The 11193-nt window shown below is 64.0% G+C and carries 12 protein-coding genes; 10 read left to right on the top strand and 2 right to left on the bottom strand.

Annotated elements, in window-relative coordinates; translation table 11 throughout:
• Positions 1 to 196: 196 nt before the first annotated feature.
• Positions 197 to 370, bottom strand: coding sequence for a hypothetical protein (locus VFG49_RS04335; RefSeq protein WP_324858283.1), 174 nt, complete (start codon positions 368 to 370; stop codon positions 197 to 199).
• 176 nt (positions 371 to 546) lie between these two features.
• Here VFG49_RS04335 and VFG49_RS04340 point away from each other — a divergent pair, with 176 nt between their 5' ends.
• The 4 genes from VFG49_RS04340 (at position 547) to asnB (ending at position 3285) form a co-directional block, all read left to right on the top strand.
• Positions 547 to 828 (top strand): 2-hydroxyacyl-CoA dehydratase, encoded by a 282-nt coding sequence (locus tag VFG49_RS04340; RefSeq protein ID WP_324858284.1) that lies wholly within the window; start codon positions 547 to 549, stop codon positions 826 to 828.
• Positions 829 to 944: 116 nt separating this feature from the next.
• A complete protein-coding gene (locus tag VFG49_RS04345; protein WP_324858285.1) occupies positions 945 to 1337 on the top strand; it encodes an STAS/SEC14 domain-containing protein in 393 nt (130 codons plus the stop codon).
• A 51-nt stretch (positions 1338 to 1388) separates the two neighbouring features.
• Entirely contained in the window at positions 1389 to 1517 is a 129-nt protein-coding gene (locus VFG49_RS04350) for a hypothetical protein (protein ID WP_324858286.1), read from the top strand.
• A gap of 94 nt (positions 1518 to 1611) precedes the next feature.
• The gene (gene asnB, locus VFG49_RS04355) at positions 1612 to 3285 is read left to right on the top strand and encodes an asparagine synthase B (RefSeq protein ID WP_324858287.1); all 1674 of its coding nucleotides are present in this window, start codon (positions 1612 to 1614) and stop codon (positions 3283 to 3285) included.
• 232 nt (positions 3286 to 3517) lie between these two features.
• Here asnB and VFG49_RS04360 read toward each other — a convergent pair whose 3' ends face one another.
• Positions 3518 to 4816, bottom strand: a complete 1299-nt coding sequence (locus tag VFG49_RS04360; protein ID WP_324858288.1) for a retropepsin-like aspartic protease — start codon at positions 4814 to 4816, stop codon at positions 3518 to 3520.
• A gap of 161 nt (positions 4817 to 4977) precedes the next feature.
• Between VFG49_RS04360 and prfB the strand changes: the two genes are divergently transcribed.
• The 6 genes from prfB to smc all read left to right on the top strand — a co-directional run.
• A protein-coding gene (gene prfB / locus VFG49_RS04365) for a peptide chain release factor 2 (protein ID WP_324858289.1) occupies positions 4978 to 6103 on the top strand; the annotation gives its coding sequence in 2 pieces (ribosomal slippage) (positions 4978 to 5052 and positions 5054 to 6103; 1125 coding nt in all).
• 42 nt (positions 6104 to 6145) lie between these two features.
• Positions 6146 to 6475, top strand: a complete 330-nt coding sequence (locus VFG49_RS04370; protein ID WP_324858290.1) for a hypothetical protein — start codon at positions 6146 to 6148, stop codon at positions 6473 to 6475.
• Between the two features lie 97 nt (positions 6476 to 6572).
• A complete protein-coding gene (gene lysS, locus VFG49_RS04375) occupies positions 6573 to 8093 on the top strand; it encodes a lysine--tRNA ligase (RefSeq protein WP_324858291.1) in 1521 nt (506 codons plus the stop codon).
• Positions 8094 to 8095: 2 nt separating this feature from the next.
• A complete protein-coding gene (locus VFG49_RS04380; protein WP_324858292.1) occupies positions 8096 to 8395 on the top strand; it encodes a YciI family protein in 300 nt (99 codons plus the stop codon).
• Between the two features lie 2 nt (positions 8396 to 8397).
• Positions 8398 to 8661, top strand: coding sequence for a BolA family protein (locus VFG49_RS04385; RefSeq protein ID WP_324858293.1), 264 nt, complete (start codon positions 8398 to 8400; stop codon positions 8659 to 8661).
• A gap of 319 nt (positions 8662 to 8980) precedes the next feature.
• A partial coding sequence (smc, locus tag VFG49_RS04390; RefSeq protein ID WP_324858294.1) for a chromosome segregation protein SMC occupies positions 8981 to 11193 on the top strand: 2213 nt, incomplete at its 3' end.

An 11193-nucleotide genomic window follows, 5' to 3' on the forward strand; every position in this document is an offset into this window, starting at 1 on the left:
TATTCAGTCGTGCGCGACGGCGCATTTGTGCATGTCACGCTGGGGACACTGACGGATGAGCCGTCCATACGTCCGGATAAACACATCTTTGTAGGGTCGAAGGCCGCATGGTTCGTCATCGCAGACGACTTGCCGCAATACATCGAGCACGCACCATGACGGCAAGAAAAACCCCGCTTCAAGCGGGGTTTTCGTTTCAGGTCTGGACGCCGCCGGGGCCGAGGCGATTCTGGTAGGCCGATTCGGTTTCCGTATACAGGCCCGACCACGGATCAAGCACGTACCCGTCTGCAGGTTCGGGTGATACGCGTCGTGCATGGGGATGCGGTTCGTCGCCAATGAAGGACGCATCAAGGGGTGTACGTTCCATAGGCACTCCTCGCTGGTGGCACGGGAAGTCAGGTTATCGGCCGTGTTGTTCGGGACCGGTTAAGCCAACGGCGCTCCGCTGCAAACATAAAACTCATGAAATATGGGTTTTGTCTGGCACGCGCATGATGACGTGCGAGAATGACTGTCCCGCATCGCCCGTGTGACCTGTCTGCGATGGCTATGAACAAAGACACCTATCGTCAGTTCCAGGAAGAGCTGGCCGCACTGGACCGCGCACAGGAAGAGCGCAGGCAGCAAGCGTCCGATCTGCCCATGGAGCGCGCCCGGCGTGAATTCCTGGCGCTGCGCGAACGCTATGGACTGAGCGTGGCCGATGTCGTTGCGTTCTTTCCTGAGGAGGAAGGCATCGCCTACCTGCAGGGTTTGATTGCGGCGGCTGACGCACCGAAGGCGCCGCGAAAGCAACGGGCGTCGCGCAAGAAGGCTGACGAATAGCCGCTCGACCCAGGGCGTGCATCGCCTGCCATGCTGGCCGGACGAGGACAGTTGCGATGACATTGTCATGACGCTTGTTCTGCCATACCGGCATCGAACACGGGAGGATGGTCGCCATGATCGAGCAGATAAGTGGATTGCCGGCGGGTGCTCTGGGTTTTCGCGCGAGTGGCCAGGTAACGGCGGCGGATTACGAGCGCGTGCTGGTACCTGATGTGGAAGCTGCCTTTGCCTTGAATCGCAAGCTGCGCCTGCTCTATCACGTGGGAACGGAATTCACCGGCTTTGAGCCGGGCGCCATGTGGGAAGACGCGATGCTGGGTTTTCGCCACTTCAGCGGTTGGGATCGCGTGGCACTGGTCACCGACGTGCAATGGTTGCGGGTGGCGTCGTTGGCCATGGGTTTTGCCATTCCCGCGCATTTCAAGCTGTTCCACAACGCCGAACTGGATGCAGCGTTGGCGTGGATCGGCGAGCCTCGCGCCGATTCATCAGAAGGGAACACATGAAACTTTTTCGCGCTCTTGTGCAGCGCGGAAAGTTGTGGTGAAGTCAGGTCCATGTCCAGCCTTTCTGCCCGCTTCGCAGCCATGACCATCGCTTCCGCGATGGCGGGCGAACGCGCGCTCACGCTGAACAACAATAACGCCAATAACAATACCCGCACCAACGGGTGGGCCGGCGTGTAAGCAGAAATCGCATACATACACACGCAAAAGGCCCGCTCACCGCGGGCCTTTTTGTTTTTCCGCTCCGTGAAAAACCACAAGGGAAACGTCAGTCATGTGCTCTATCTTCGGTATGTTCGACCTCCAGCCCGGCGACGATCTGGCGGCACTGCGCCAACAGGCGCTGGAACTTTCGCAACGCCAGCGTCACCGTGGTCCGGATTGGAGTGGCGTGTTCGTGGACGCCGGCGTCATCCTGGTGCACGAGCGCCTCGCCATCGTCGATCCCACGAGCGGCGCGCAGCCGTTGCATTCCCGCGATGGCGGGCTGGCGCTTGCGGTGAATGGTGAGATCTACAACCACCGCGAACTGCGCGGCGCCAGCGACTACGACTTCACGACGGGCTCCGATTGCGAAGTGATCAATGCGTTGTACCGCGAGGGTGGCGAACCGCCGGCCTGGATTTCGCGGCTCAACGGCATCTTCGCCTTTGCGCTGTGGGACAGCGAGGCTGCACGCTACGTGATCGCGCGCGATCCCATCGGCGTGTGCCCGTTGTATTGGGGCCACGATAGCGAGGGACGCCTGTGCGTGGCATCGGAGATGAAGGCGCTGGTGGGCGTGTGCGCGGATGTCGCTGCGTTTCCGCCGGGTCACGTCTATGACAGTGCCGATGGCCAGCTCAGGCGCTACTACGACAAGCCATGGCGTGATCATGCGCAAACCCGGGGCCATGATCTCGCCGCCGGCGTGTTGCGCGAGGCGTTCGAGCAGGCCGTGCATCGCCAGCTGATGACCGACGTGCCCTATGGCGTGTTGCTTTCAGGCGGCCTCGATTCTTCGCTGGTTGCGGCCTGCGCTGCCCGTTTCGCCCGTCATCGCGTGGAAGAAGACGACCGCGCCGAGGCATGGTGGCCGCGGCTGCATTCGTTTGCGATCGGTTTGGATGGCTCTCCGGACCTCGCCGCCGCGCAGGTTGCCGCCGATGCGCTGGGCACCGTGCACCACGGTTTCGTCTACACATTCTGGGAAGGCCTGGATGCGTTGCCGGAAGTCATCCGCCACATCGAAACCTATGACGTCACCACCATCCGCGCCTCCACGCCGATGTATTTGCTGGCGCGGCGCATCAAGGCGATGGGCGTGAAGATGGTGCTTTCGGGCGAGGGTTCGGACGAAATTTTTGGCGGCTACCTGTATTTCCACAAGGCACCGTCTGCCGAAGCCTTCCACGAGGAAACGGTACGCAAGCTGGATGCCTTGCACAGTTATGACTGCCTGCGCGCGAACAAGTCGATGATGGCCTGGGGCGTGGAGGCGCGCGTGCCGTTCCTCGATCTGGAATTCCTCGACGTGGCGATGAGCATGGACGCGCGCCACAAGATGGCGGGGCAGGGCCGTATCGAGAAGGCCGTGTTGCGTGAAGCGTTCCAGGGTGCGTTGCCCGACGAGATCCTCTGGCGCCAGAAGGAGCAGTTCAGCGACGGCGTGGGCTACGGTTGGATCGATGGCCTCAAGGCGCATGCCGAGCAGGCAGTGAGCGATCGTGAATTCGCCGCGGCGGCTACGCGCTTTCCGCACAATCCGCCGGCCACGAAGGAGGCGTATCTCTATCGCCGCATCTTCGAGAAGTTTTATCCGGGGCAGGCCTGTGCCGAGACGGTGCCGGGAGGCAAGTCGATTGCGTGCTCGTCACCGGCGGCGCTGGCATGGGACCCGGCGTTTGCGGCGGCGGCCGATCCGTCGGGGCGTGCCGTGCGCGGGGTGCATCAGCAGGCGTTGGGGTGAGGGGTGGGTTGACCCATCTTCTGTGGGACATAGTGAGCGCAGCGGGCATGGGGTCAGCAGTCATGTCGTGCTGCGATCGCGCACTGGGTGCGCTCCTGCAAAAGAATGCACCGCGCACATCCCTGCACCTGTAGGAGCGCACACAGTGCACGATCCGTGCAGGGCGGTCTTGCCACCGCGCCATTCGCGCACGGGGTGCTCCCACAACAGAACCGTGAGAGGCTTGCCTGTGTCAGTGCAGATTGTCGTGCAGCAGCATGCAGGCGTGGCGTTGGTCGAAATCGAAGAAGTAGTCCATGTCGCCGAGCGAGCCGCTGCCCAGGACGTAACTCCATGGCAGGTCCGCGTCGCGGAACACGCCGAAGGTCATCTGGATGGGTTGGCCTGACACGACCACTTCGGCGGTCGCCTGGCTCACGCGGGCCGCATGGGTAGCGCCCACATCGCGTATGCGCATGCGGCGGTTGTAGATCGCATTCACCTCGTCCATCGCGGACTGGTTGCCATTGAGGTAGAACGAGCTGCCACTGTCCAGCAGGGTAATGCGCTGGGTGCCGTTGATGGACAGGTTGGTGACCACGCGCACGCTGTTGCCCCACACGTTCGTGGATATCAGCAGTGGTTCGTTGCAGGCCGGGCGCTGGCCGTCCTTGCCGTAGACGAACAGGTCGCGGTCGGTGAGCCGGAAGGCGCCCAGCCGACGCAGGATGTCCATGCCGATCAGGTGCCGGGATGCGGGCACGATCTCCACGGGAACGTTCTCCAGCGTGATCTCGCCGATATGCGCTTTTTCCAGGACGCCATGCTGGGTGGGTATATTCTTGGAGAAGAAAGCCCCTGTCCGTCCATCGATGCCGACGGCGCGGACACCGAGGTGTTCGGCCGTATCCTGGTCCATCACCATCGTGCCTGCGCCCGTATCCAGTGTCATGCGGGCCGATTCGCCGTTGGCGGCTTCCAGCTTCACGGCGCCGCGCTGATCGTACGAGGCTTTCAGCAGCGGCATGGAAAAGTTGCCATCCGGTTTGGTGAGGCGGAACGGCGGGATATCGCGACGCGTGTTCACATACGTCGTCATGCCGTCCAGTTCGGCAGCGGGCGCGCGTCCGGCAAACCGTTTGACGATGTCCAGTTCCTCCGCTTCCGCCGCCTTGTCGCCCTGGGCAAGCCGAAGGTTGCCGTTGGCCAGGTGGGCGCAATACAGCGCGATGCCCGGCCGCCGGTTGATCAGCTCCTTTTCGCACAGCCGGGCATCTTCAGTGGCCTTGTCCAGGTTGTACTGCACGCGCTCGAGCGCCGTGGCGGCCACTACGTGCGCGATGGGGTCAGGGTTGTGCTGATAGATATCCAGCAATAGCGGCAGATCGACCTTGACCAGTGCGCGGTTGATCTCGTTGACCGCCTGGCCGGCCGTCATCTGCGCAGGCGGCACGTCGGCGTCCGGCGTCGCGGGCGCTGCCTGTTCTCCCGCCGTCGCGGTTGCCGCCGCCATGACCATCGCCAAGCCGAACCCCGCCACCAACCTCGCCATCGTCGCTTCCCTGCGTTTTTAGGAGGCCGGAGTATAGGCAGCCCAGCATGTCGTTTTCATGCGACGCGGGCGCCACTTCTTGCGTGCCAGAGCCGGCCGGAAGCCCCGCTGGGGCTTCGCTCTGCTACCATGGACGGCCGTTTTCCCATGACTTTCCATCCATGATCGAAACCAATCCGATCCATGCGCAGATTGCGGACCTCAAGGGCCGCGTCGAGTCGCTTAGGGGGTATCTTTGACTACGCCACCAAGCGTGAGCGTCTCGAAGAAGTAAGCCGCGAACTGGAAGGCCCCAACGTGTGGGACGATCCGCCGCGCGCGCAGGAACTGGGCCGAGAACGCGCCCGCCTGGACACCATTGTCAGCGGTATCGATAGCCTCACGGCCGGTCTGGCCGACGCGGGCGAGCTGCTCGACATGGCTGCGGCCGATGGCGACGAGGACACCGTCAACTCTGTGGTGACCGACTTGGCCGGCCTCGAAGCCAAGGTGGCCAAGCTGGAATTCCAGCGCATGTTCTCCGGCAAGATGGACGCCAACAACGCCTTCGTGGACATCCAGGCTGGCGCGGGTGGCACCGAGGCGCAGGACTGGGCCGAAATCCTGCTGCGCATGTACCTGCGCTGGGCCGAGTCGCGCGGCTGGAAGACTGAGCTGCTGGAAGTCTCCGGCGGCGAAGTGGCCGGCATCAAGTCCGCCACGTTCCGCGTCGAAGGCGATTACGCCTACGGCTGGCTGAAGACCGAAATCGGCGTGCACCGCCTGGTGCGCAAGAGCCCGTTCGATTCGGACAACCGCCGCCACACCAGCTTCACCTCGGTGTTCGTCTCGCCGGAAGTGGATGACGACATCGATATCGACATCAACCCGGCCGACCTGCGTACCGACGTGTACCGCTCGTCCGGCGCCGGTGGTCAGCACGTTAACAAGACCGAGTCGGCGGTGCGTATCACGCATATCCCGACCAATACGGTCGTGGCCTGCCAGACCGAGCGCAGCCAGCATGCCAACCGCGACCGCGCCATGAAGATGCTGGCGGCCAAGTTGTACGAACTGGAATTGCAGAAGCGCAATGCCGAAAAGGACGCGCTGGAAGCCTCCAAGTCCGACATCGGCTGGGGCAGCCAGATCCGCAACTACGTGCTCGACCAGAGCCGCATCAAGGATCTGCGCACCGGCATCGAGCGCTCGGACACGCAAAAGGTACTCGACGGTGACCTTGACGAATTCATCGAGGCCAGCTTGAAGTCGGGCCTGGATGCGGGCGCCAAGCGCGTGGATGCATGATCGCGAGCCATTGAACTTGCCGATGACGGAGGCGATGCACGCATGAACCGCAGGAAACCTTTCTCCATTCTGGTCGTGTGTGCATCGCTGGTGGCATTTTCCGGCGCGGTCAGCGCGCAGGACGATGGCTCGACCAGCCAGGGCATCAAGCAGGACGCACACGCGGCCGGCAAGGATATTGGCGATGCTGGCCGCAACGTCGGGCATGCCACGAAGGATGCGGCCGTCACGGTGGGACACGGTGCCAGGGATGCGGGCGTAGCGGTCGGACATGGCGCGAAAGACGCCGCCCTGACCGTTGGGCACGGCGCGCGTGATGGCTGGAATGCCACCAAACACGCGGTAAAACACGCGTTCGGCAAGGACGATTGACCGTCGGTGCTGCGGGCAACCGCCGCTCCGATGATCCAATGACAAACAAGAGACGCGCCCGCCGCATGGTGCGGGCGCCGGCAGCTACGGAAACCTCATGACTGAACCGACCGATATCCAGCCCATCGACGAGAACAAGCTGATCGCCGAGCGCCGCGAGAAACTCAAGGCGTTGCGCGGGCAGGGCGTGGCGTTTCCGAACGACTTCAAGATGGATGCGTTTGCGGGCGACCTGCAGGCCGAATTCGCCGATGTCGACAAGTGGACGGCCGAAGCCATCGAGGCGCTTGGCCGCCGCGTGAAGGTGGCCGGCCGCATCATCCTCAAGCGCGATCAGGGCAAGGTCGCCTTCGTGCAGATGCAGGACTTCAACGGCCGCATCCAGCTGTTCATCCACCAGGGCACGGTGGGCGAGGACACCTACAAGGCGTTCAAGGGCTGGGACATGGGCGACATCGTCGGCGCCGAGGGCACGCTGATGCGCACGCGCACCGGCGAGCTGTCGGTGAAGGTGGAATCGCTGCGCCTGCTGACCAAGAGCCTGCGCCCGCTGCCGGACAAGCATCACGGCATGGCCGACGTGGAGCAGCGCTATCGCCAGCGCTACGTCGATCTGATCGTCACTGAGGAAGCGCGCCGTACCTTTGCGCTGCGCTCGAAGATCATCGGCCATATCCGCAAGTGGCTCGAAGCCGCGCCGCGCCGCTTCATGGAAGTGGAAACGCCGATGATGCACGTGATTCCGGGCGGCGCCACCGCGCGCCCGTTCGTCACGCATCACAACGCGCTGGATATGGATCTCTACCTGCGTGTGGCGCCGGAGCTGTACCTCAAGCGCCTGGTGGTGGGTGGTTTCGATCGCGTGTACGAGATCAACCGCAACTTCCGCAACGAAGGTGTGTCCACGCGCCACAACCCCGAATTCACCATGCTCGAGCTGTACCAGGCGTACGCCACGTATACCGAGATCATGGACCTCACCGAGGAAGTGATTCGCGACACCGCGAAGAACGTCATCGGCAGCACGAAGCTCGACTGGGAAGGCAACGAGATCGACGTCGGCCCGGCGTTCCGACGCTGGAGCATGGAGGACGCCGTGCTCGAACTGAACCCGGAGATTCGCCGCGAGGAACTGCGCGATCGCGAGGCGATGGCCGTACACGCCAAGCGCCTCGGTTGCCAGGTGAAGGAAGGTTTCGGCTGGGGTCGCCTGCTGCTGGAAATCTTCGAGAAGACGGTGGAGCACACGCTGATCCAGCCGACCTTCATCACCGATCATCCGGTCGAAGTCTCGCCGCTGGCGCGCGAGAGCGACACCAACCCGGGCATCACCGACCGCTTCGAGCTGTTCATCAACGCGAAGGAACTCGCCAACGGCTTCTCCGAGTTGAACGACCCCGAAGACCAGGCCGCGCGCTTCATGGCGCAGGTGGAAGCCAAGGCCTCCGGCGACGACGAGGCCATGCACTTCGACGCGGACTACATCCGCGCGCTGGAAGTGGGCCTGCCGCCGACGGGCGGCCTTGGCATCGGCATCGACCGCCTGGTGATGCTGCTGACCGGCTCGGTATCGATTCGCGACGTGCTGTTGTTCCCCTATATGCGCCCGGAGGCCTGATCATGTGGTTCGCCATCATCGGCACGGACGTGCCCGATTCGCTTGAAGCCCGCAAAGGGGCCCGCCCCGCACACATTGCACGCTTGCAGAAACTGCTGGACGAAGGTCGCCTGATGCTGGCCGGTCCGTTCCCGGCGATCGAGGCGGAAGATCCGGGCCCGGCCGGCTTCACCGGCAGCCTGATCGTGGCCGAGTTTCCGTCTCAGGCGGATGCCGAGGCCTGGGCGGATGCCGACCCGTATGTGGCGGCCGGTGTCTACGCCAGCGTCGCCATCAAGCCGTTCCGCAAGGCACTGCCGTAAGCATGGGCACGCCCATCGTCGAGCAGATCCGCGAGCGCCTGCAGCAGGCGCTCGATCCCGTGGCCCTCGAAGTGCTGGATGAGGGCTACAAGCACGCCGGGCATGCCAACGAAGGGAAAGGGCATTTCCACGTGCGTGTCGTCAGTGCTGCGTTTGCCGGTCAGCTGTCCATCAAGCGCCACCGACTGGTGTACGCCGCCCTGCAGGGCCTGATGGATAACGGCATCCATGCCCTTTCCATCGACGCGAAGGCGCCCGGGGAATAAGCCTTTTGCACCGTGATCGTCGTTCCGGGGGAGGCCGGGTCCCGGGACGTCCGCTGTGCGGAGGCGGTCGGAGGCGCTGAATGCCTCGCTTAGCGCGCCCTGCGGGGGCCGCCCTTGGGCGTTCTGCGCTGCGCTTGTCCGGCTTTCGCCGGAATGACGAAAAGGGTGCTTTCAAAAATTTCACTAATAACATTGGCTTGTGTGTCAATATTAAAGTGAAACCTATCGCCAAATTGCATTGCGGCTGGGGCCTGCGTTTGGCACAGTGACCCATCGCCCGACTGCGTCGGGCTTCACCTATTTGGCTGCTGACGCCCGCATGCGCCTGACCACGATCAAACTCGCCGGTTTCAAGTCCTTCGTGGACCCGACCACCCTGCACCTGCCGACCAACATGACCGGCGTGGTGGGGCCCAATGGCTGCGGCAAGTCCAACATCATCGACGCCATCCGCTGGGTGATGGGCGAGAGCGCGGCCAGCCGCCTGCGCGGTGACTCGCTCACCGACGTGATCTTCTCCGGCTCCAACGCGCGCAAGCCAGTGGGCCAGGCCACGGTCGAGCTGATCTTCGACAACAGCGACGGCACCATCCAGGGCGAGTACGGCCAGTACGCCGAGATTTCGGTGAAGCGCCAGGTGACTCGCGATGGGCAGTCGGCGTATTTCCTCAATGGCGCACGCTGCCGCCGTCGCGACATCACCGACCTATTCCTCGGCACGGGCCTTGGCCCGCGCAGCTACTCGATCATCGAGCAGGGCATGATCAGCCAGATCGTCGAGGCGGCGCCCGACGAACTGCGCACGCATCTGGAAGAGGCGGCCGGCATCTCCAAGTACAAGGAGCGCCGCAAGGAAACCGAGAGCCGCATCAAGTCCACCCGCGAGAACCTCGACCGCGTGCGCGACGTGCGCGACGAGGTGGACAAGCAGCTGGAACACCTCAATCGCCAGGCTCGCGCCGCCGAGCGCTGGAAGGCGTTGAAGGAAGAGCAGGTGCGCAAGGAAGCCGAGCTGCGCGCACTCGAATACCGCGGACTGAAGGGCCAGCACGACCACGAAGGTTCGGGCCTCAACGCGGCCGAGGTCGAGATCGAAAAGTTCGTCGCCATGCAGCGCCATCAAGAGGCGCAGATGGAGACGGTGCGCGAGCGCCACACCGAAGCCACCGAGCATCTGAATACGGTGCAGGCCGAGGTGTACAAGGTCGGCGCCGAGATCGCACGCGTCGAACAGCAGGTGCGTTTCAATCGCGAGACGGCCGACCGGTTGCAGCGCTCGCAGGGTGAGGCCGAGCGCGAACACGCCGAACTGGCGGAGCACATCGCCAACGATCGCACGCAGGTGGAAACGCTGCGCATGGCGCTGGCGGAAGGCGAGCCGAAGCTGGAGTCCCTGCAGCAGATGCAGGACGACACGACCGAATCGCTGCGCGACACCGAAACCAAACTGGCCGACTGGCAGCAGCGCTGGGATTCGCACACGCGCACCGCTGGCGAGTCCAGCCGCGCGGCGGAAGTGGAGCGCACCAAGCTCAACTACCTCGATCGCCAGGGCATCGACCTTGCGCGTCGCAAGGAGACTCTGGAAGCGGAGCAGAAGGCGACCGACGTGGCCGCGCTCGATGCCGCCGCCGAACAGCTGGATGTCGAACACGATACGCAGCGCGAGCGCGTGGAATCGTTGGGTGGCCTGCTCGATCAACACAAGGGCAGTTACGAAAAAGTGCTGGACGAGGAACGCCAGGTGCAGTCCTCGCTCAACGAGGCGCGCCAGCAGCTGCAGACCGCACGCGGCCGCCAGGCTTCGCTGGAAGCGTTGCAGCACGCGGCGCTGGGCCAGGAAGAAAGCGCAGCCAGCGGCTGGCTGAGCCGTCTGGGCCTGGACAAGTCGCGGCGCCTTGGCGAATCGCTGCAGGTGGAAGCCGGCTGGGAAACGGCCGTGGAAACCGTGCTGGCCGGCTATCTTGACGCCGTGCTGGTGGACGATGCGCACGGCCTGGCCGCCGAATTTGCCTCGCTTGAGAACGCCGACGTTGCGCTCGTCGATGGCGCCGAAGGTGGCGCCAATACGGCCGGTACGCTGGCCGCGCATGTGCGCGGTCCTGCCGCCGCGATCTCGATCCTGAGCCATGTGCTCACCGCAGACTCGATCGAGCACGCGCATCAGGTCGTTGCCGGCCTGTCGGCGCTGGCGCCTTACCAATCGGTGATGACGCGCAGTGGCGAATGGATTGGTCCGGGTTGGGCCCGCGTGCGTCGCGCGCAGGGCAACCAGGTGGGCGTGCTGGCGCGCGAGCGCGAGATGCGCACGCTGGGCGAGCAGATCCTGGCGCTGGAAGCGCGCATCGAGGAAGCCACCAACACGCTGGACGATCTGCGTACGCGCAAGTTCGAGGCCGAGCGTGCGCGCGACGACGCGCAGCGCGAGCTGTACAACGCGCATCGCCGCCAGTCCGAACTGGCCGGCCAGCTGCAGAGCCATCGCGGCAAGATGGAAACGGCCCGCGCCCGTGCCGAGAAGGTCGCCGGCGA

The sequence above is a fragment of the Dyella sp. genome, from assembly GCF_035685885.1.
Lineage (GTDB): Bacteria > Pseudomonadota > Gammaproteobacteria > Xanthomonadales > Rhodanobacteraceae > Dyella.

What these genes read in the sequence shown, in the direction of transcription:
- VFG49_RS04335 (WP_324858283.1), bottom strand. Translation starts at nt 370, where the DNA reads ATGGAACGTACACCCCTTGATGCGTCCTTCATTGGCGACGAACCGCAT.
- VFG49_RS04340 (WP_324858284.1), top strand. Translation starts at nt 547, where the DNA reads ATGGCTATGAACAAAGACACCTATCGTCAGTTCCAGGAAGAGCTGGCC.
- VFG49_RS04345 (WP_324858285.1), top strand. Translation starts at nt 945, where the DNA reads ATGATCGAGCAGATAAGTGGATTGCCGGCGGGTGCTCTGGGTTTTCGC.
- VFG49_RS04350 (WP_324858286.1), top strand. Translation starts at nt 1,389, where the DNA reads ATGTCCAGCCTTTCTGCCCGCTTCGCAGCCATGACCATCGCTTCCGCG.
- asnB (WP_324858287.1), top strand. Translation starts at nt 1,612, where the DNA reads ATGTGCTCTATCTTCGGTATGTTCGACCTCCAGCCCGGCGACGATCTG.
- VFG49_RS04360 (WP_324858288.1), bottom strand. Translation starts at nt 4,816, where the DNA reads ATGGCGAGGTTGGTGGCGGGGTTCGGCTTGGCGATGGTCATGGCGGCG.
- VFG49_RS04370 (WP_324858290.1), top strand. Translation starts at nt 6,146, where the DNA reads ATGAACCGCAGGAAACCTTTCTCCATTCTGGTCGTGTGTGCATCGCTG.
- lysS (WP_324858291.1), top strand. Translation starts at nt 6,573, where the DNA reads ATGACTGAACCGACCGATATCCAGCCCATCGACGAGAACAAGCTGATC.
- VFG49_RS04380 (WP_324858292.1), top strand. Translation starts at nt 8,096, where the DNA reads ATGTGGTTCGCCATCATCGGCACGGACGTGCCCGATTCGCTTGAAGCC.
- VFG49_RS04385 (WP_324858293.1), top strand. Translation starts at nt 8,398, where the DNA reads ATGGGCACGCCCATCGTCGAGCAGATCCGCGAGCGCCTGCAGCAGGCG.